The following is a 21416-nucleotide window of genomic DNA, read 5'->3' as shown; positions in this document are numbered from 1 at the left end:
ATGAGTTTATGCTAATATCTTATAATCCTATCTACTTGCCAGTAAGATACAGCATCTATGAGTGTAAGATAGTAGGAATGTTTGTAGGAATTATAAGAGGTAGGGGAAAGTTTAAGATAAATCTAAAAGAAGTTTAGAGCGTTTTTAATACTTAAATATTTAGTTTTTCGCATTAAAATGAGAAAAATGTAGCTCTTAATTTTCTCATTTAAGTAAAAACTTTTTTCTCATTTTTGTGGGGATTTACAAAATTTATTTTCATCTGATTTTTCTTGAAAATATTCTATATTTCTCTTGAAAGAAATTTCTAAATAATGCCTTAATAAATAAAACATAGGAAGAGTAGTTTGCGTTATTTTATCCCATTTTTCTTCTTTAAATAAAATCTCAAAAGCATTTTGAAATTGAATAATATAATCCTCATTTGAGAATGGAAATATTCCACCCATAAATCGCTTGGAATACATTCTCTCATCAAAAAAGTTTATCTGCATCTTATCAAGCCTTAAATTTATCAAAAAACCACATAAAACAAAATGCTAAACTTGCTGGTTTTGGGATATTTTCATCATAAATAAACTCTTTTGCTTCTTTTATAGGCAGATAAAAAATCTCTATTTTTTCATCATCTATACCACCTCCAGCAGACACCTTCACTTCATCTGAAACCTCGGTATAAAAAAATGTCTGTTTAGATGCCGCAGTTCCTAAACTACCATAAAATGAAGCTATTTTTTCTACACTATCAACCCTGTATCCGCACTCTTCTAAAATTTCTTCTTTTATTGTATCTTCTTCACTTAAGTTTTTATCCATTATGCCAGAACAAAGCTCATAGCTTATTCCATTTTCGCTTAAATTAATACTATCTTTTTCACATTTTAATAAAAGTGGAATGCGAAGCTGTTTCACAAGAACAAAAGCTTTTTTATCTGCATCAAACAGAAGAACTGAAACACTATCATAAACACTTATACATTCCCATTTTAATAGCTTTTTATCAAACTCATACTCAACTAAAAATGGTTTTATAAATTTAGGATTTTCCAAACTTTTTATATTTTTTATTTTATAACTCATTTTAAATTTTTCCAAATTTTATAAAAGTATCCAAGACGCAAGCGCTAAGAAACTAAAAAAGCCAATTATATCAGTTCCTGCTGTTAAAATAACTGATGAGCCAACAGCTGGATCGATGTTAAATTTCTTTAATGTTAAAGGGATTATAGCTCCTAAAAGCCCAGCGCAGCCCAAAGTTATAAACATAGCAAGAAATATAACAACTCCAAGCATAGGTTTATTAAACCAAATATATGCGATAATGCCAACTAAAAAGGCAAAAGTAATTCCATTTATCAAAGATATCGTAAACTCTTTTTTAATAACTTTTTTAGCATCTTTAAACTCAATATCCCCCAGTGCTAAACGTCTAACTGTAACAGTTAATGCTTGCGAGCCTGTATTTCCTCCAAGAGAAGCGACTATTGGCATTAAAACAGCAAGTGCTACAAATGATTCAATAGTTGAATCAAAAATTCCTATAATAAAAGATGATAAAAATGCAGTAATTAGATTAAACCCTAGCCAAACAGCTCTTGATTTACTAGCTTTTAATGCACCATAATCATCTTCTTCAACTTCATCATCAACACCAACAAGGTTATAAATTTGTTCAGTTGCACTTTCTCTTACAAAGTCATGAATATCATCAGGCGTAATTCTTCCAAGCAAAATACCATTTTTATCAACAACTGGCAAAACTGATAAATCAAAATCTTGGAAAAGTATAGCTACATCTGAAATTTTATCTGTATCTAAAGCAAATTTTGGCTTAAAAGCATCAGGTTTTGCACTTTTAACAACTTCATCTATGGTTAGACTGAAATTATAAATTATAAGATCCGATAGTGGGATACAGTATTTTAAAATTCCTTTTTCGTCAACTGCACAAAGCTGATAAGCCATCTCTATTTCGCCACTGTGTCTTAAGTCTCTTAATCTGTCAACTGCTTCCATAACAGTTTCATTTAAATTTGCTTTAAAAACTTCAAGTTGCATATAGCTTCCTGCTTCATCATCCTTATAGGCAGAAAGTTTTAAAATATCTTTTTTATCTTCATCATCAAGTTCATTAAATATTGTTTTAGCTTTTATTTCATCTATGTCTTTGATATAGTCTAAAAGCTCAAATTGATCATCACTTTCAAGTTCTTCTATGGCATTTACAAGTTTTTCTTTTGGTATATTTTCAAGAACGTCTTTAAGCATATGCTCAGGCATTTCAATCGCAGAAGTCGAAAGACTTTCTAAATCAAGCTTGTGTAGATATTTATAATATAAATCTTCATCTTCTTTTTTTAATATTTTTAAACATTCAGCTATATCATCAGGGCTTAACTCTTCTTTATTTAAACTACTTAAATGTTCATCAAGTCTATTTTGTGCTTCTAAAAGCTCTTTATTTTCTATATTTTCCATATTTGCCCTTTTTTATAATTTTATAACCACTAAAACTCTATAAAATTTTCAAAATCAATAAATTTGGAAGGATTGTGATATCCACCCATAGCCATTTGTAAAATTTCATTTTGAGATTTTATATATTTTTTAAATCTTTTCTTCTCTTCTTTTTCAAGTTCTATATTTTCTTTAGCAACTTTTACAACTTTTTCAAAATCCATTGCTTTGTTATTTTTATAAAGTCCAAGATGCAGGTGTGGTCCTGTACTCATACCTGTATTTCCAACAAAAGCAACGATATCTCCTTGTAAAATTTTTCTTCCTTTTTTCATTCCTTTTGCAAAACCGTTCAAATGCGCATACAAAGACTTATAACCATTTTGATGTTGAATTTCAAGTGTTTTACCATATCCGCCTTTATTTCCCACAAAAACCACAGTCCCATTTCCAACTGCCTTTATAGCAGTTCCTCTTGGAGCAGCATAATCTGTGCCAAGATGAGCTCTATATCTTTTTAATACAGGATGATATCTTTTTGGAGTAAATTTTGATGAAACTCTAGCTCCTGGAATTGGAAGTTTAAACAAAAAATTTTGACTTATTTTACCATTTTCATCATAAAATTTAGATTCAAAATAATAAATATAATTACTTTTTTTATTTTCTTCTATCATAGCTGATAAAATTTGAGGACTTCCGTAAGGTTTTCCAAGTCTAAATCTTTGAGTATAATTTATAGCAATTTGATCACCTTTTTGAAGACGTGAAAAATTTACTCTTCCTTTAAAGGCATTTGTAAAAGCAGCAGCAAGCTTACCATCTCCAGTTGCATTATTTATGTCTAAATATGGCATAGTTTCGACATTTAAACCTAAAGTATTATCTGTTTGTGTAAAAATTGTTGGAGTAAAAGTAAGATTAAATTTATTTTTTTCATCTTTAAAGATATGAATTTGAAGCTCTTCTGTTATTGGTATTAAAATTTGCTCTAAATTTCCATCTTCATCTACAAGCATCTCACATTCTACATCAGCACCTATTTCAGTAGCCAGTTCTTTATCATCTTGTGATAAATCATAATAAAGACTTGATGGTATGTTTGAATCTTCTAAAAAATGTAAAAATGTTTTTCCATTTGGCCAGTTAAATTTTTGAACAGTGCTAACATTTGCAAACAAGCTTAAATTTAAGATAAAAAAAATAAATACTTTTTTAAACATAATTCCTCTTTTTGAAATTTTGACTAATTTTTTATAATACTATATTTTTTTTGACAGCTGGTAAATGAACAAAAATTTATACTTTCCCAAACATTAACTAAATTTTTAGTATAATAATTTAATTTTTTTCGAGGAGTAATTTTGAGATATTTTATAACTATTTTTGTTTTTTTAATTTCAATTGCCAGTGCGGCAAATTTTTCCATGCCAACTTATACTTCAAATTTAACATCTGTAAAAAATGGTTATGGCAAAGTTATAGATAGTCCTGATATTATAATTGGAAGCAGTGGAATTGTAATGCACACTTTTAATAACGGTGAAAGCTCAATCATTGCAAGAGCAGTAGTAACTGATAAAAGTGCAGGTTTTGCAACTGTAAGATTTGAAGTATTTCAAGCTCTTAGCCAACCAGCTCTTCCAGTTCCTGGAATTTTACCAAAAGTTGGTGATAAAGTTATACTTAATTATCTTTACAATAGAGCAATAATTGTCGTTCCAAATGAAAAAATTTACACTCAAATTATAAACTCATTTCCAAATATTCATTTTATAAATCCAGATCTTGCAGCATCACACTTAAATGCCTATAGAAAACCAAACCCTTCCAGAGATGATTTTAGAAAAATTTGTTCTCAAACTGTTGCAGGACTTATTTTTATAGCCATGGATAAAAAGGCAGTTTTTGCTGATTGTGGAAGTTTTGAAATACTAAAAAGTTTTAAAACAGGTGAAGTTAAAAACTATCAAGTACCATTTTTTAGTAATGTTTATGGCATTGCACCTGCTTGGTGGAAATGGGAAAGTGCTTATATAGCAAATTATAATAAACATTATAAATTTTTATTAGACATTAAGGATTAAGTCTTGGAACAAATTCATATAGATTTTTTTAAAAAACTTTTAGGTGCAGATAATGCTTATTTTGATGAGGCACATAAATTTGCATACTCTTATGATGCCACAAGAAAAGTGTTTAAACCAGATGCTATTTTATTTCCAAAAGATGAAGATGAGGTAAGTAAAATTTTAGCATACTGCAATGATAATTTGCTACCAGTTATCCCAAGAGGTGCTGGAAGTGGCTTTACAGGTGGGGCATTGGCAGTTAGTGGCGGAGTTATAATTTCATTTGAAAAACATATGAATAAAATTCTTGAAATAGATATTGAAAACATGGTCGCAGTTGTTCAACCAGGTGTTATTAATATGGACTTGCAAAAAAAGGTTGAAAAACTTGGACTTTTTTATCCGCCTGATCCTGCAAGCCAAACATACTCTACAATAGGTGGAAATGTGGCTGAAAATGCAGGTGGAATGAGAGCTAGCAAGTATGGTATAACAAAAGATTATGTTATGGCATTAAGAGCCGTACTTCCAAATGGAGAAATTATAAGAGCTGGCAAAAAAACCATAAAAGATGTAGCAGGATATAACCTAGTAGGTATTTTAACAGCAAGCGAGGGAAGCTTAGCTGTAATTACAGAAATTACTCTTAAGCTAATAGCAAAACCAAAGCTTAAAAAAACAGCTTTTGGAGTTTTTAAAAGTGTAAATGAAGCTATGAATGCAGTTTATAAAACTCTTTCAAGTGGAGTTAAGCCAGTAGCAATGGAGTTTTTAGATAATTTAAGCATAAAGGCCGTTGAGGAAAATTTCAACAAAGGACTTCCAAAAGATGCTGGGGCTATTTTAATAACTGATGTTGATGGGGATTTAGAAATTTCACTAGATAAAGACTTAGGAATTATAGAAAAAGTTTTCAAAGAAAATGGTTGCTTTAATTTTATCATTGCAAAAGATGAAAAAGAAAGTAATGATTTATGGTTTTCTAGAAGAAATTGCTCTCAAGCAATTACATGCTATGGAAGTTTAAAAATAAATGAAGATATTACAGTTCCTCGCTCAAAACTCCCTGCTCTTTTAGAAAAAATAAATGAGGTTTCTAAAAAATATGATGTTTTAATCCCTTGTTTTGGGCATACTGGCGATGGAAATGTTCATACAAATGTAATGGTTGATAAAAGCAATGAAGATGAAGTTAAAAAAGGATATGCTGCTATTGAGGAGATTTTTAAGATTACTATAGACCTTGGAGGAACTCTAAGTGGAGAACATGGTATAGGAATTTCAAAAGCACCATATATGAAGCTTGCTTTTAGCGACGCTGAAATGGAACTTTTCAGAGCTATTAAAAAAGCTTTTGATCCAAATAATATCTTAAATCCAAATAAAATGGGGCTTTAAATTTAGCCCTAATTTAAATTTATGAACAAAATAGAATTTAGTAAATTTATAAATTTTATTTTTATAGTCTATCTTATTTGTCTACTTCGTTTAGCTGTTTTTAGAGATAGTTTTAGTATTTTTCATGTATTTGAAGTTGGCGAATATAATTTGTCTTTTTTTAGTGATTTGGCTGAAATTTATAAAAATGATAAAAAGATTTTTCTAATTTTATTTTTGGGAAATTTAGGTTGGTTTTTCCCTTTTGGAGCGTATTTAAGATATAAAAACATAAGCATTTTAAAAATTTTATTTTTTAGCTTTTTGTTTTCATTGCTAGTTGAAAGTTCGCAATTTATTTTTAAATGTGGTATTTTTGAAATAGATGATTTGATTTTAAATACAATTGGTGCAGTGCTTGGAGCTATATTTATAAACATTATATTAAATTTTAAAAAGGAAAAAAATGATAAAAAAAATAAAAGATTTTTATAATAAATTTTATGATAGAGATTTAGTGCATTTTGCTGCAAGTCTTAGCTTTTACACTATGCTTTCTATCATTCCACTTTTGCTTTTATCATTTACGATTTTTACCCAACTTCCAAGCTTTGAAGAGTATCTAGATAGAATAAAAAGTTTTATTTTTGAGAGTTTGCTTCCATCTCATCAAGAGATAATTTCACAATATTTAGAACAGTTTTTATCCAATAGTTTAAATTTAGGACTTATTGGTTTTGTTGCGATTATATTTTCAACAACAGCTTTTTTTGATAACTATAAATATGTAGTGAAAAAGCTAACTACATCTTCGGCAAGTGGGTTTTGGCAAGATTTTAGTAAATACTGGACTTTGATAACCCTTGCTCCGCTTGGACTTGGACTATCATTTTATTTAACAGCTAAATTTCAAATTTTACTTAATCAAACAGAGCTTACAAAATGGATAAATTTAGCTATTTTTTTACCATATATCATTATTTGGGCAATTTTTGCCATAGTTTATAAAATATCAATCAACAAGCAAACTTCTAATAAATTTATTTTATTTTCATCATTTATAACAAGCCTTGCATGGAATGGATCGAAATTTGCTTTTATAAAATACACTTTTTATAACAAAACTTACACCAGTATTTATGGCTCATTTAGTATTTTACTCTTTTTTCTTTTATGGATTTATATAAGTTGGATTATATTTTTATATGGATTTAAAATTTACACTATCTTAGATGAAAAAAATGGGAATGAGACCAAAAATGGGGAGCAAAATAGCTACTAATCTATTTTTAATAGCTACAAAATTTAGTAAATTTAAACTATAAAAAAGCATTGGCGGTATGAAAATTTCATAAGTTTTAATGTTGTAATTTAAAAAATTAAGCAGCAACTCATCCATTAAATTTCCAGTTCCAAAAATGTGTAGAAATAAACTCAGTTGATAAAAAATAGTAAAAATATATCCTATTGGAATAACTGCAATTTGCGAAAAAGTAAAAGTGTTAAAATAATAATAAACAGGTATATTCATCGCAATAAATACATAAATATTAAAAACTAAAATGTGTTTTAAAATACCTATTTTAGTGCTTTTAAATAAATTTTTAAAGTGATGTAAATACAAATAAATATAAAAAACTCTAAGACAAGAAAAGTAAAATCCAACCGAAAAAACCAAATTTGGCATAAAACAAATGCTTATAATTATCGTTAAAAACAGTGTCCAAAATAAAAAAATTTAAATTTTTACCTAAAAATAAAAATCATTAGTAAAAACACTATCAAACTTATTAAAAACCCATTTCTATAATGGAAAAATCTATTTTTAAAAACAATATGTAGGGGTTAAAAGTAAAAAATAGTTGTAAAAATTGTATCAATATGAAACCCACCAACCAAAACAACATGAGTAATTCCATACTTTATAACATAGCTTCTTAGTTATTTTGATGAATTAGACTTTTCTAATAAATTGCGGAATAAGATTCTTTAATTTTATTACTTCAATCCTGATTTGTGATAAAATTTATAAAACTAATAACTTAAATTTAACCCAAAAATTATAAAAACAACTATAAAAAAATAGTAAAACTCTTTTTGAACTAAATAAATTATTAGTTTTCTTATTCTAATAAAATTATTTTTAAATTTTAATTACAACATAAAATTTAAAACTTTTATTATTTAACTATCCTCTAAAAGCTTGCTTACTAAGATATTGCTTGTATCTTTATGTTTTCTTATGTTTTTAGCAAGCTTGTTATAGTAATCTTCTAAAAACTCTTGGCTATTTAGAGGATTTTCAGAAGTTAGCTTTACATACTCTCCATCATTTTGAAGCTCAAATGCCAAAGATGTATCGTTTAACTGGACATTTAATATATCAATCATCTTATTTTTTAAGCTTTCATTAAAAATAGGAGTCATCAATTCAAGTCTTCTTTCTAAATTTCTAGGCATCCAATCAGCACTTGAGATATAAATTTCAGGACTTGAGTGTTTAAAATAAAAAATTCTTGCGTGCTCTAAATATTTGCCAACTATCGAAATTACTCGTATATTTTCACTAATTTCAGGAATTCCTGGTCTTAAACAACAAATTCCCCTAACAATAAGTTCTATTTTTACACCTGCTTTACTTGCACTGCTTAAAGCTTTTATCATATCAGAATCAACCAAAGCATTCATTTTAGCAATAATATGCCCATCACTTCCTTTTTTTTCCTCTACTTTTATCATATCAATTAAGCGCTCTTTTATCTGCATTGGCGACATAGAAAGCGTTTGTAATACTCTATTTTTATTATATCCTGATAAAATATGGAAAAAAGTCGTAGTATCTTTGGCAAATCTTTCATCAGTTGTAAAAAAACTTGCATCTGTGTAAATTTTTGAACTGCTTCCGTTATAATTTCCAGTTCCAAGATGTATATAAAATTTAAGTTTATCACCATTTTTTCTAATTATTTGAGTTGATTTTGCGTGAACTTTAAAACCTGGTATTCCATAAACCACATGAGCTCCAGCACTTTCTAGTGATTTTGCCCAGTGAAGATTATTTTCTTCATCAAATCTTGCTTTTAATTCAACCATTACAGTTACTTGCTTGCCATCATTTGCTGCATCTATTAAAGAAGCCACTATAGGAGAGTTTTTTTCAACTCTGTAAAGTGTCATTCTAATTGATACCACCTTAGGATCTTTTGAAGCTTCTTTAATGAGTTGCTCAACTGGGTTAAAACTTTCATAGGGGTGATAGATTAAAATATCGCCTTTATCCATTGTCTCAAATATTGACTCATTTTCATTAAAAGGTGGTAAAATTTTTGGAGAATATGGCGGAAGCGTTAGATTAGAAAAGTTTTTATTTCCAACAACACCCCAAAGACCATCGAGCGAAAGCGGTATATCATATTCAAAAATATCTTTATAGAAAACATTTATATGCTCATTTAAAAACTTAGTTATGTCAGGATCTGCATTTTTGGCTATTTGAAGTCGGACAAATGCACCTTTTCTGCGAAGTTTTAACCCTTGTTCAAGTATCATCATAAAATCATCAGCTTCTTCTTCTTCTATTACAATATCGGCATTTCTTGTAACCCTAAAAGGAGCTGAACTAATCAAACTATACCCTGGAAAAATTTCTTCTGCATGGCGATGAACAATTGTTTCAATTGGCGTATAAGTATCTGTACTAACTTGAACAAATCTTGGAATTACTCTAGGAATTCTTATCATTCCAAATTTAAAGCCTTGAGAGTCGTTTGTGTCTTTTAGCTTAACAGCTAGAGCAAAACTAAGATTGTTTAAATGTGGAAAAGGATGAGTTGAATCAACAGCTATTGGTACAATAATAGGCAAAATATTTGAGAAAAAATACTCATCTGCTTTTTGCTTTAATTCATCATTTAAATCGTCATAGTTTTTGATATAAAAACCATCATTTGCTAAAGCCTCAATGGTTTGTTTATAATAAATTTCTAAGCTATTTTTTTCATTATGCAAATACTCTCTTATTTTTCTAAGTTGATCAAGTGGTGTCATCTCATCGCTTCCACTAGCTGTAATACCTGCTATGAAAAGTTGTTTTAACCCAGCTACTCTTATCATATAAAACTCATCTAAATTTGTTGAATAAATCGCTAAAAATTTAAGCTTCTCAATCAATGGAATATCTTTTTTACACTGAGCCAAAACACGAGTATTAAACCTAAGCCAAGAAAGCTCTCTATTTAAAAAAATAGAACCATTTTTTAAATCTTGCATATTTAACCTTTAAATTTTTATATGTAATTATAGCTTAATTTTTTATCTGTTTTGTAAAACATATTTGTAAAAATTTAAGTCAATTTAAAACAATAATAAATTTAAGGCTTTAAATTTCAAGCCTTAAATTCTATCTATAAAATTTATTTCACTTCTATTCTTATTTTAGATTGTTTTTCTTCTGTGATTTTTGAGTATTGCTTTCCTTTGTAATATCCTATATTTTTATACCCTACTAATACTTTTCTATCAACTTTTTGCTCCTTATACTCACAACCACTTTTTTTGTTTCCTTTTATATTTCCCTCAACCCTATTTCCTGCATATCCTCCAGCTATAGCTCCTGCAACGGTTGCTAGTTTTTTACCACTTCCACCGCCAAATTGATTTCCTACAACTCCGCCACCAACTGCTCCAATTGCTGTTCCTAAAAGATTGTAGTCATTTATGGAGTTATTACAGTTTTCTACATACTGAGTATCAGCTTTCATCTCATAAATAGGTTTGTGCTCTACAACATCGATAACTATACTTCTTGCAAATGCAAATCCTATAAAAGCAAATGATAATAAAATAATTTTTTTCATAAAATCTCCTTTTTGAGTCAAATTTTACTTATTATAATTTAGATTTTTAAATTTATCTTAAAATTTCTAATCTTTTTTTAGCAGCATCTGCAATATCTTCTTCATAATTATAAAATTTGAATGTCGCACCATGCTGGATACTTCCATCAAGTAAATCCCCACTTTGGCGGTTTTTAAGGTCAATTCCAGCAACTTTAAATCCATCTAATGTTTTAGCAAATTCTAAAAGTCTAGAAGGTGGCTTTTTTAATTTTGTAAAAAGATAGCACCAACCACTTCCTCCGTTTCGCCCAACTCGACCACGAAGTTGATGTAAAGTCGCAAGTCCCATTCTCTCAGGTGCTACTACAACAATAATGCTAAGTCTAGGGAGTGAAATTCCAACTTCAACAACCGTTGTTGTCAAAAGCAAATCCCCTTTATCTCTAAACTCTTTTAAAATTTCTTCTTTTTCTTTATCACCACCGTGAGTTAAATAGACATTTTTAAAATTTTTATACCAGTAAGTACTTCCCTCATTTAAGCTTTGATAGTTTGAGCTTTGGCTTTCTTCAACAAGTGGATATACGATAATTGCCTGCTTTCCTTTATTTATCTCATCTTTCATATGCTTTATCATATCAAAAAAACCATCTTTATTTACAATAATTGTTTTTATATCTTTTTTAAATGGCATTTGTTTTAAAAAGCTTTGCTCTACGATATTTGATTGTATTAATGAAAGTGTTCTAGGAATTGGTGTGGCGGAAAATTGTAAAAAATGAGCCTTAAATTTGCCATCTTTTGTGAGATTATTTATCTTTTGTCTTTGATTTGAACCAAAGCGGTGCTGTTCATCAACCATTATCAAATTTGCTTTTGGAAGTGGCTGAAAAAGTAGTGCGTGAGTGCCGATTATCAAATTTATATCTTTAAAATCTAATTCTTTATCTCCACTTTTTACAAGCATAATTTTCATAAATTTTGGTAAAAGTTTTAAAGCTTCATTATAAATTTGCTCAGCTAAAATACTAGTTGGAGCCATTAAAATAGCAGTTTGTGGATAAACCATAAGAGAAGCCCCAAGCATAATTAAGGTCTTTCCACTTCCAACATCACCCATTACAACTCTTCTTTTGGCCACGCAACTTAAAAGATCGTTTTTAACATCATTTAAAGCATTAATTTGATCACTTGTTGGAGTAAAAGGCAGAGTTCTTATCCAAGAACTTATATCATAAATTTCTATTTTTTTAGCAGGAAAATTGAACTTTTTTTTACTAAGTTTTTTCATATAGTTAAAAATTTCTATAAATTTAACCATTTCTAAAGAGTTGTTATCTAACTCTAAATTTTTAACAAGTTTTATGCTTTCTTTACTTTTTTGATGAAGGCTTAGTAAGAAACTAGCTTCTTGATCGTTTAGTCCTTCTTTCAAAAGTCCATCTTTATTTAGGTATTTTTCTATTAAATATGTGATTTTATCATCTTTTAGGCTAAGTTTATATTTTGGTAAAATTTCACCTATTTTTGTTATAATTTTTGGATTTGTAAATTGCCAAGTAGAGTTATAAAAAGAGCTTTTTCCATTAATATAGATTTTTTTACCATTTTTAAAAGCACCATAATGCCATGGTTTTGCGTTAAAAATAATTATTCTAATGTCTAAATTCCAAGTTATACAAAATGCAGTTATGCTTAAAAAACTTCCTTTATTAAGCATAAATTTACACTCAATTAAGACTGTATTATCGCCCTCATTTGGAAACTCACTTAAAGTTAAATCTTCAAAGTTTTTAGGCAAAATTAAAGCTAAATCAATAAGAGTTTTTACTCCAAGTTTATCAAGCTCTTTTTTGTCTAAAATTTCCATTTTTCTTACTTTTTTTATTTTTAACTTCCACTAACTACCGAAAAACTTAAATTTAAAATTTCATCATGAGCTTTTATAAATTTATTTAAATCATCTAAATTTAAAGCTTTTATTTTTTCTAATGTTCTTTCAAGCTCGCCAAATTCCTCGCCCATATAAAACTCTTTTTGCTTGATATTTATACGACCAAACATAGTTTCTTTTTGTAAAACAACACTTCCAAGTAAGAAATTTTTAGCACTATTTAGTTCATCTTGGCTAACTCCATCTTTTACAAATTTTAAAAACTCAGATTTTATAACCTCGATGGCATCATCTTTGCTTTCATTTTTTGTTTGCATATATCCCCAAATTTTAGAACTACTTAAACCAAAATCAGCTCTTGCATAAATAGAGTAAGCAAGTCCTCTTTTAACGCGGATTTCTTCCATTAACCTACTTCCAAAACCACTGCTTCCAAAGATAAAAATTGCAACATTAGCTTTAAAAATTTCATCTTTTTTTACATTATATGGCGCACCGAAATAAATATAAGCTTGTTCTACTTGCTTTTTTACAAAAGAGAGTTTTTGTTCATCACTTGTTTTTATAAAAGGAAGATTATTTTTATTTCCATTTTTAAAACAATTTAAAAGCTCATTTAAATTTATATTTTCTTTTATATCTCCAGCTAAAACAATAAATAAATTCTCTAAAAATAAAGCGTCAAAGAACTCTTTTACTTCATTTAAACCAATTTTATCAATACTTTCTAAAGTCCCAATTTGTGGATATTCTAAACTTGTATTTTCATATAAAAGTCTATTTAGCTCAGTCCTTGATAAATAGTCAAAATCTGTATTATTTGAAGCGATTTCACCTTTTATTAAAGTTTTAATCTTATCAAGTGTTTTTTGTGTAAAATTTGGATCTTTTAGTAGACTTATAAGCAAATTTAAACCGTAGTCAAAATTTTCTTTTAAAGTATTTATCTCAAAACCAAATGTTTCAAAACCTGAAAATACACTTAAATTTACAGCCTTTAACTCAAGTAAATTTGCAAACTCGCTAACTCCAAGCTTTGAAGTTCCTTCATTTAGCATTTTAGCTACTAAATTTGCTAAGCCTGGGAATTTGTCATTTGCCACGCTTCCACTTGCTTTAAAGATGAGTTTAAAATTTACTACTGGCATAGAATTATCAAACTCATAAAGCAAAGGAATGTTTAAATTTTTATACTTTAAATCTATTTTTTTCATTTGTAAATTTCCAATATATTATAATTTGTATTTCTTTTAGCAGGGATTTCACCCACGTCTTTAATTAAATTTATTAACTCATCTGCATTCATTCTAAAATTTGCCCCTGCAGCTTTTACAACATTTTCTTCCATCATTGTTGAGCCCATATCATTTGCTCCAAATTTTAAAGCAAGTTGCCCGATATAGCTTCCCTGTGTTACCCATGAGCTTTGTATATTTTTAAAATTATCTAAAAAAAGTCTTGAAACTGCAAGAAGTCTTAAATAGTGGTTTGATGAAGTTTTCATAATTTCAGGATGCTCTTTTAAAAGACGGGTATTTTTTCCTTGAAAACTCCACAAAATAAAAGCCCTAAACCCACCAGTAATATCTTGCAAATCTCTTAAAAATTTCCAATGCTGCACTATCTCACGAGTTGTTTCAACTGTGCCAAACATCATCGTAGCTGTTGTTTTCATACCAATTTCGTGTGCTTCTTTATGGATTCTAAGCCAAGTAGCAGTATCACATTTTTTAGGTGCTACTATGTCTCTAACCCTATCGCTTAGCACTTCTGCTCCAGCTCCAGGGATTGAATAAAGACCTTTTTTTTGAAGTCTTAACAAAACTTCTTTTGTTGAAATTTTGCTAATTTTTGCAATATAGTCAATCTCAATAGCAGAAAATCCATGAATTGTAATACTTGGATAATTTTTAGCAATGTATTCTACTAAGTCTTCATACCAGTCAATTTTAAGCTTTGGATGAACACCACCTTGAAACAATATCTGCGTTCCGCCTATTTGAATCAATTCTTCTATCTTTTTACCAATTTCTTCAAAACTTAAAACATAAGCATCATCTTCATTTACATGTCGATAAAACGCACAAAATTTACAATCCACCCAACAGGCATTTGTATAGTTTATGTTTCTATCAATTATAAAAGTTGTGATTTTATCAGGATGTAAAGAGAGTTTTTTTTCATAAGCCATTTTACCAAGCTCCCAAAGCTCGGCATTTTCTATCAAATTTACAGCTTCATCTACGCTTAATCTTTTATTTATATCTAACATTATTTACACTATAACCTTTTAAAATTTAGTAAAAATTATTATATCAAATTTAGGCTTAATTAATATTTCTAAGCTAAATTTTGCAAATTTTCAATTAGTTTTTTATAATCAATCTCAACTAATACCATATCTAAAAACTTTTTATCTATAAATCCCTCATCGCTTTGAAACTTAACAAACTCAAAAAGCTTATCGTAAAATCCATTTAAATTTAAAAAACCAATTGGCTTTTTATGATAGCTAATTTGTGCGTGAGTCCATACTTCAAACGCTTCTTCAAGTGTTCCAAGCCCGCCAGGAAGTATTATAAAAGCTTCACACATATCATTCATCAAAGCTTTTCTTTCATGCATTGTTTTTACAGTTATTAGTTTTGTTAAATTTTTAGTTGCTAGCTCTTTTTTAAGCAAAAGTTCAGGTATTATGCCAGTTATATTTCCACTACCACTTATAACACCATCAGCCAAAGCTCCCATAAGACCAATTCCGCCACCTCCATAAATCACATTATGATTATTAAAAGCTAGATATTTACCAAGTTCAAAAGCTATATTTTTAAAGTTTTCATTTCCTATTTTTGAGCCACAAAATACAGTTACATTCATAATAATTTCCTTGAAATAAAAAAGATTATACCAAATTTTGATATTTTAAGATTTAAAAGATTATAAAAAATTTAAAAGATTAAAGTATATTTATAAATTTCATAGCACTTCAAATTTGAAGTGCTATGTTTTTAAAAAAATATTAGTTAAAGAAGTATCCTATAGATCCACCAATTGTGGTATTTTCTTGAGTATCGTAACTAACACCACCTTTAAATACCCATTTTCCATCATCACTCATTCCTGATAAACCAAGTGCTGCGGCACTTTCGCCTTTGTGATGACCTGCGCCAATTGCGATTAGAGATTTTCCAGGGACAGTTGATTGAGGAAGCATACCAAGAGCAGTTGCAGACGCGATACCAGCTCTTGTTTCATCTCTAAGATCATTCATATCGCCATAAACATTAGCTAAGCGGTTATTTAAATAATTTAGATTGACCGCATCAGTTCCTTTTACAGGATTTGCAACGTTACTTATAGTTCTTTCATGTCCAGGAGCTCCTACTGATACGGTGTTGCTTCTACCACCATCAGTTGATCCACCACCTATAGAAACTGAGTTTTTACCTTTTGCTTCTGGTCTTTTTTCAGCCCATTTATCTTTTTTGTCACTTTCTTTTACACTACCAGCACTAGCAGCTACTTTATTTAATTGTCCTACAGTAGCAGCATCACTAGCAGCTTCACCATCAGCTACATTTGTTATCTTATTGCCACCATTGTTAAGACCATCTTTGGTAAGTTTAACATCACCGTTTTGGACAACATCTTTTGTGATTTTAACATTATCACCAACTGTTAAGCCATTTTCATCAAGTTTTGTTTTATCAAATGTTATAGAGCCACCTTTTAGATCTAAATCTTTTGAAAGTTTTATATCTAAATTTCCATCTTCTGTGGCTTTTGTTTCAATGTTTCCATCACCTTTTATGGTTAAAGTTTTCTTGTTATAAACTTTTTTACTTCCAATATTTCCTGCAAGTGTATAATTTTCTAATGTTTTATCAATATTGCCACCCAAATTTTCTTGGAATTTGTTTTGAAAATCTTTGAGTTGACCCTCTGTAGCAGCCCTGTTTTCGACTATCTCATTAGCATTCCAACTTGTATTTGTAAGACCTGTGATAGTTCCATCATCTCCACTTATAGTAACTTGTTTATTTCCTTTAGCAACTAAATCTTTTGAAGTTACATTGTCTTTTGTAATATTTGTTTGACCATCTCCAAATTTAATAGAACCCTTATCTGTTAAATCTATCTTTTGTTCTAGACTTACTATTTTTTTAGTACTGTCACTTGGATCAGATTCAACTTTTATATTATTTTTGCCTATTACATCGGAAACCTTACTGTTTAGTTCAGTTTTGCTTGAAAAGGTGCTATCACTATATTTTTTTAAAGATTTTAGTTAAGCGACATTTACTGCGTCGGTGTCCTCTGTTCCTGCTGCGACATTTGCGATTTGGCGAGTTAGCTTTTTGTCCGCATCTCCCACAGATACAGCTCCTAGTGTGCTTTTCCAAACATGGCTTTCATCTTTGCTTAGCTCGTTGGTTGCGAAGTCAAAGCCTGCAAATCCACTATTTCTGTTTGCTACAGAGTATGAACCCAATGCAAGAGAATCTTTTTCATTGGCTACTGATCTATAGCCTATAGCGCTGCTATACTCACCATCTGAGTGGCTCGAAGCTCCTACGGATAAACTATAATGACCAATAGCATTAGAATTTGCACCTAAGGCTGTTGATTCATATCCTTTTGCCCAACTGTGTTGTCCAACAGCTGTTTGCCATTTGTTTTTTAGAAAATATACATCTTCTTCATAATACTCAAAACTGCCATCTGGTTTAGGACGTGCTTTCCATATAGCTTGTTTTACGAACAAATCTTTTTCATTTTGTTGAAGTTTGTTATACTCTCCAACACTTAGCATATAGTATTTTTCGGTCAAATTTAATGAATTTTTATCGCCTGTTTGGCTAGCAGTACCTATAGCAACTGAGTTATGTGAAAATGTACTTGATCCTAGTCCAGTGGCTATTGATCCATAACCATGACTTTTCGCTCTAGGTCCTACCGCTATAGAGCCTATATTTGATGCATTTGAAGAATCCCCTAAGGCCATTGATCCATGTTTTTCAGCTCGTGCTCTATTGCCGATAGCAACTGAATTATTACCTTTTGCCTCAGAGAGAACACCTAAGGCCACTGATCCGTCACCACTTGCTTCTGGATTGTTTCCAATGGCAATTGAGTGATTTCCTTTTGCATTTGAGAAAAGTCCTATAGCAACTGATGTTAGACCATGCGATCTCGTACCTAGTCCTATAGCTACGGCATTATCTCCTTTTGCTGTTGCCTTTGGTCCTATAGCTATAGCATCTTTGCCTGTTGCACCGTCATTGTTTTTATTTTCTTCTTTTTCAGATTTTACAGAGAAATATTTTATCTTATTTGCCTCATTTGATGTTTGCATATCATTAAGCCATTGGGTTAAGCTTATATAGTTTTTAGGGTCTCCACCTTTACCATCTTTTGAGATATTAATATCGTCAAATTTTGGAGTTTTAGCCATAAGTAAATTTATACTTCCATCTTTCTCTATAGAAGTAGCTAAATTTTCGCCACTTAGATAGTTATTTATATTATCATTTGTTAATTTTTTACCATCTAGTGGTTTAAAATTTCCACCTACTTTTATAATTCCGCCAAGTTTGTGAGAAACATCATTTCCCTTTGTTATATCCGTAGCATTATAATCAGCTTGTGTATGAAAGCCTTTATTTGTATATTCTCTCAAGGATTTTAGTTGAGCCACATTGACTGCATCGGTGTCTTCTCTTCCTGCTGCGACATTTGTGATTTGGCGAGTTAGCTTTTTGTCCGCATCTCCCACAGATACAGCTCCTAGTGTGCTTTTCCAAACATGGCTTTCATCTTTGCTTAGCTCGTTGGTTGCGAAGTCAAAGCCTGAAATTCCTTTATCGGTCTTTGCTGTAGAGTTACTTCCAAGGGCGACACTATTTTCTGCAACAGCCTTTGCATTGGCACCTAAAGCCATAGAGCTATCTTTTATAGATAGTGAACCATATCCCATGGCAATGTTGTTACTCATATTTTTATACGCATCTTCAAGCTTGTATACATCACCAACTTTTTTATAAAGCTTTTGTTCTTCAAGGTCTAATTCATGCTTAAAAGTATCCTCATCTATATCATCTGGAGATCCAGCATGAGCTTTTTTTCCTATAGATATTGAGTTTTGGCTAAATGTCTCCGATGAATCACCAACTGCTACACTTGAAACTTCTTCGGTATAAGAATCTTTTCCTATAGCTACAGAATTTTCTTTGTAAGACATCGACTGATGACCGATTGCTATAGAATCATCTCCATCAGCAACTGATAAATGGCCAAATGCAATAGAATCACTACCGGTTGATTCTGCACTAAGACCAATAGCGTTTGACGCATTTCCAGATGCTTTTGAAAATTTTCCAATAGCATTAGCATCTGAGTCAGTTGCTTTTGCTTGATATCCAAAGGCGTTTGAATTTGAGCCATTTGCCTCTGAACCAGCACCAAAGGCGTTTGAATTTTCTCCAGTTGCTGTAGCAAAAGCACCTATGGCATTTGAGTTTTTAGCTGTTGCTTTTGCAAAATAACCAAGTGCATTTGAATAAGCTCCACTAGCTTTTGTTCCTAATTCAATAACACCTTTATTGTTAACATAACCCATACCTATAGCATTGCTTCCTATGCCTGTAGCCATAACACCGTGACCTATAGCGTTACCACTTTCTTTTGAGTAAGCCTTATATCCTATCGCAGTACCGCCACCTCTATTTACATATGCTCCAGCTCCAATAGCCGTAGAACCATCAGTAATCGCCTGAGCCTTATCTCCTATGGCAACGGCTTCTCTTTCGTTAGCGTTTGCGTTTGAACCAATGGCGATAGAATTTTCTTTTGCTGCATTGGCTAAGTTACCAATAGCTACGCTCTCTTTTTTTTCTGCCTTAGCATTGTAACCTATAGCGGTAGAGCTATCTTTTGCTACAGAGTTGTAACCTATAGCAGTAGAGTTGTTATCGGCACTTGCTTTAAAGCCCATAGAGATGGAGTTTTTGTATGCTTTTGCTTCATGACCGATGGCGTTGGAATTTGTGCCTGCTTTTGCAGAGTATCCAAATGCGGTAGCATTTTCATCGGCAGTTGCCAAACGACCTAAGGCTATGGCACTTTTTGTTGCATTAGAGAGAGCACCTATAGCTATAGCATCATTTCCCTTGGCATTTGCTCTATCACCTATTGCAGTAGAGTCATTTCCAGTTGCACTGGCTTGATGACCGATAGCACTAGAATACTGACCTGTAGCAACAGAGCCAAAACCAATAGCATTAGAGTTCTTATCAGCTTTTGCTTGATAACCAAATGCAGTAGAAGCCGTTTTTGCATTTGCACTATGGCCAAATGCGGCAGATTCATTTTCAGCTTTAGCTGATGTTCCTATGGCAGTTGCAAAATCATCCAATGCTTTTGCATTGCTACCTATGGCGATATTTTCACTAGATTTGACTTCTGCTTTATATCCTAAAGCTATTGCGTTGTTTATTCTTTCATTTATTTTGATATCATTTCCTATTGCTATAGAGTTATAAGATTTATCGGTATTTATACCTTTTCCAATTTGTGAATTAGAACCAATTACAATAGTATTTTCACTTTGAGTAAGTGTATTTTGTCCTATTGCGATAGAATTTTTACCATCACCTCTTGCCTTTGCATTAACACCAATTGCAACTGAATTATTTTCTGCATACGTCCCAGCACCTAATGCTGTAGCACTTGATCCATCTGCATTTGCAAGGTATCCTACGGCAGTTGAATTCATATTTGAGGCTTGAGAATTTGAACCAATAGCAGTTGTTTTATCTGCCAATGCTTGGGCTCTTTTACCAACAGCAACAGTTTCATCTTTTTTTGCAATAGCTTGACTTCCAATAGCTATGGCTTCTTTTTCTTGTGCCTTAGCATTACTTCCAAAAGCAATAGAGTCGTCTTTTTGCGCTTCGGCTTCATGCCCAAAAGCTAAAGCGTTTTCACCTAAAGATTTTGCCCCAAAGCCTATAGCATTAGAAGATTTTCCTCTTGACTCTGCACTAGTTCCTATGGCTTGTGACCACATACCAGATGCAATGGAGTCAACACCAAAAGCCACCGCGTGATGACCTTCTATAGCTTTGGAGTTTTGACCTATAGCAATAGCATCATTTATTGTTGCTTGTGCATTTTGACCTATGGCTATAGCATCAGTATCTGTAGCTTGTGATTTATGACCTATGGCTATTGAGTTACTGCCCGAAGCTTCTGCTCCAGGACCTATAGCTATATCATTTACCTTAGCGGCAAGCGAGTACGAACCTATAGCGGTAGTATTTGTCTCTGTGACTGTTGCAAAATGTCCTATAGCTAAAGAGTCTCCTTGATTGGCTAAGTGTAATTTTACTTGTGCGTTTTTACCAATGGCAATACTATTTATTCCGCTCGCATTGGCACCTTCACCCATGAACATACTGCCGGTATTATTTTGAGTATCAAAAAGTTTACTTAAAATAAAAATATTACGATCTGGATACCCACTGCCATCCGCATATTTATAAACTCCATTTACTTTAATAACTGGTTTTAAAACACTCTTATTCTCATCAAATGCAAAATAGTAATTATCCGCTGCAAACAAAGCACTTGCAGCGCAAATGCTTATCATCATAGATAAAATTTTTTTTCTCATTAAAACAACTCCTTGTTTTTTTCTTTATAAGGGTATTATAATAGCATAAAATCAACTATATTATTCTTAATTTCAAAAAAAAAAAAAAAACGCAAGCCTTAAAT

The 21416-nt window shown here is 30.9% G+C and carries 16 protein-coding genes; 4 read left to right on the top strand and 12 right to left on the bottom strand.

Translation table 11 applies throughout. From position 1 onward, the window contains the following. Window positions 1-227 precede the first annotated feature (227 nt). From O6B72_RS02755 to O6B72_RS02740, 4 genes are read right to left on the bottom strand one after another with little or no spacing between them, the layout of a single operon-like run. Complete coding sequence (locus tag O6B72_RS02755; protein ID WP_269492148.1) at window positions 228-494, bottom strand: hypothetical protein; 267 nt, start codon at window positions 492-494, stop codon at window positions 228-230. Window positions 495-498: 4 nt separating this feature from the next. Then, window positions 499-1080, bottom strand: coding sequence for an NUDIX domain-containing protein (locus tag O6B72_RS02750; RefSeq protein ID WP_269492147.1), 582 nt, complete (start codon window positions 1078-1080; stop codon window positions 499-501). Window positions 1081-1098: 18 nt separating this feature from the next. Further along, window positions 1099-2478 (bottom strand): magnesium transporter, encoded by a 1380-nt coding sequence (gene mgtE / locus O6B72_RS02745; RefSeq protein WP_016646752.1) that lies wholly within the window; start codon window positions 2476-2478, stop codon window positions 1099-1101. Between the two features lie 29 nt (window positions 2479-2507). Next, window positions 2508-3680 (bottom strand): peptidoglycan DD-metalloendopeptidase family protein, encoded by a 1173-nt coding sequence (locus O6B72_RS02740; RefSeq protein WP_269492146.1) that lies wholly within the window; start codon window positions 3678-3680, stop codon window positions 2508-2510. A 141-nt stretch (window positions 3681-3821) separates the two neighbouring features. Here O6B72_RS02740 and O6B72_RS02735 point away from each other — a divergent pair, with 141 nt between their 5' ends. The 4 genes from O6B72_RS02735 to O6B72_RS02720 are packed head-to-tail and all read left to right on the top strand — an operon-like array spanning window position 3822 to window position 7188. Beyond that, the gene (locus O6B72_RS02735) at window positions 3822-4544 is read left to right on the top strand and encodes a plasminogen-binding N-terminal domain-containing protein (protein WP_269492145.1); all 723 of its coding nucleotides are present in this window, start codon (window positions 3822-3824) and stop codon (window positions 4542-4544) included. A 3-nt stretch (window positions 4545-4547) separates the two neighbouring features. Next, entirely contained in the window at window positions 4548-5927 is a 1380-nt protein-coding gene (locus tag O6B72_RS02730; RefSeq protein ID WP_269492144.1) for an FAD-linked oxidase C-terminal domain-containing protein, read from the top strand. 21 nt (window positions 5928-5948) lie between these two features. Continuing rightward, window positions 5949-6401: a VanZ family protein gene (locus tag O6B72_RS02725; protein WP_269492143.1), complete on the top strand. Its 453-nt coding sequence runs from the start codon at window positions 5949-5951 to the stop codon at window positions 6399-6401. Next, entirely contained in the window at window positions 6373-7188 is an 816-nt protein-coding gene (locus O6B72_RS02720; RefSeq protein WP_269492142.1) for a YihY family inner membrane protein, read from the top strand. The genes O6B72_RS02725 and O6B72_RS02720 overlap by 29 nt, the downstream gene beginning before the upstream one ends. A gap of 902 nt (window positions 7189-8090) precedes the next feature. Here O6B72_RS02720 and O6B72_RS02715 read toward each other — a convergent pair. The 8 genes from O6B72_RS02715 to O6B72_RS02680 form a co-directional block, all read right to left on the bottom strand. Continuing rightward, window positions 8091-10175, bottom strand: a complete 2085-nt coding sequence (locus O6B72_RS02715) for an RNA degradosome polyphosphate kinase (protein WP_269492141.1) — start codon at window positions 10173-10175, stop codon at window positions 8091-8093. 143 nt (window positions 10176-10318) lie between these two features. Further along, complete coding sequence (locus O6B72_RS02710; protein ID WP_269492140.1) at window positions 10319-10762, bottom strand: glycine zipper 2TM domain-containing protein; 444 nt, start codon at window positions 10760-10762, stop codon at window positions 10319-10321. Between the two features lie 52 nt (window positions 10763-10814). After that, window positions 10815-12614, bottom strand: a complete 1800-nt coding sequence (gene recG, locus O6B72_RS02705) for an ATP-dependent DNA helicase RecG (protein WP_269492139.1) — start codon at window positions 12612-12614, stop codon at window positions 10815-10817. A gap of 20 nt (window positions 12615-12634) precedes the next feature. After that, a complete protein-coding gene (locus O6B72_RS02700) occupies window positions 12635-13852 on the bottom strand; it encodes a M16 family metallopeptidase (RefSeq protein ID WP_269492138.1) in 1218 nt (405 codons plus the stop codon). Further along, the gene (locus tag O6B72_RS02695) at window positions 13849-14910 is read right to left on the bottom strand and encodes a dehypoxanthine futalosine cyclase (protein ID WP_269492136.1); all 1062 of its coding nucleotides are present in this window, start codon (window positions 14908-14910) and stop codon (window positions 13849-13851) included. The genes O6B72_RS02700 and O6B72_RS02695 overlap by 4 nt, the downstream gene beginning before the upstream one ends. Window positions 14911-14978: 68 nt before the next feature. Then, on the bottom strand, window positions 14979-15515 hold the full coding sequence (locus O6B72_RS02690) for an LOG family protein (RefSeq protein WP_269492134.1): 537 nt from the start codon (window positions 15513-15515) through the stop codon (window positions 14979-14981). 142 nt (window positions 15516-15657) lie between these two features. Further along, complete coding sequence (locus O6B72_RS02685; RefSeq protein ID WP_269492133.1) at window positions 15658-16539, bottom strand: YadA family autotransporter adhesin; 882 nt, start codon at window positions 16537-16539, stop codon at window positions 15658-15660. Between the two features lie 387 nt (window positions 16540-16926). After that, complete coding sequence (locus O6B72_RS02680) at window positions 16927-21312, bottom strand: hypothetical protein (RefSeq protein WP_269492132.1); 4386 nt, start codon at window positions 21310-21312, stop codon at window positions 16927-16929. Between the last annotated feature and the right edge of the window lie 104 nt (window positions 21313-21416).

This window comes from Campylobacter ureolyticus (genome assembly GCF_027277485.1).
GTDB lineage: Bacteria > Campylobacterota > Campylobacteria > Campylobacterales > Campylobacteraceae > Campylobacter_B > Campylobacter_B ureolyticus_B.
Note: the sequence above shows the minus strand (reverse complement) of the source record. Positions and strands in the feature narration are given on the sequence as shown.

Coding starts and splice junctions, on each gene's coding strand:
- O6B72_RS02740 (WP_269492146.1), bottom strand. CDS start 3,680: ATGTTTAAAAAAGTATTTATTTTTTTTATCTTAAATTTAAGCTTGTTT.
- O6B72_RS02725 (WP_269492143.1), top strand. CDS start 5,949: ATGAACAAAATAGAATTTAGTAAATTTATAAATTTTATTTTTATAGTC.
- O6B72_RS02750 (WP_269492147.1), bottom strand. CDS start 1,080: ATGAGTTATAAAATAAAAAATATAAAAAGTTTGGAAAATCCTAAATTT.
- O6B72_RS02680 (WP_269492132.1), bottom strand. CDS start 21,312: ATGAGAAAAAAAATTTTATCTATGATGATAAGCATTTGCGCTGCAAGT.
- O6B72_RS02695 (WP_269492136.1), bottom strand. CDS start 14,910: ATGTTAGATATAAATAAAAGATTAAGCGTAGATGAAGCTGTAAATTTG.
- O6B72_RS02690 (WP_269492134.1), bottom strand. CDS start 15,515: ATGAATGTAACTGTATTTTGTGGCTCAAAAATAGGAAATGAAAACTTT.
- O6B72_RS02720 (WP_269492142.1), top strand. CDS start 6,373: ATGATAAAAAAAATAAAAGATTTTTATAATAAATTTTATGATAGAGAT.
- O6B72_RS02710 (WP_269492140.1), bottom strand. CDS start 10,762: ATGAAAAAAATTATTTTATTATCATTTGCTTTTATAGGATTTGCATTT.
- O6B72_RS02700 (WP_269492138.1), bottom strand. CDS start 13,852: ATGAAAAAAATAGATTTAAAGTATAAAAATTTAAACATTCCTTTGCTT.
- recG (WP_269492139.1), bottom strand. CDS start 12,614: ATGGAAATTTTAGACAAAAAAGAGCTTGATAAACTTGGAGTAAAAACT.
- mgtE (WP_016646752.1), bottom strand. CDS start 2,478: ATGGAAAATATAGAAAATAAAGAGCTTTTAGAAGCACAAAATAGACTT.
- O6B72_RS02755 (WP_269492148.1), bottom strand. CDS start 494: ATGCAGATAAACTTTTTTGATGAGAGAATGTATTCCAAGCGATTTATG.
- O6B72_RS02715 (WP_269492141.1), bottom strand. CDS start 10,175: ATGCAAGATTTAAAAAATGGTTCTATTTTTTTAAATAGAGAGCTTTCT.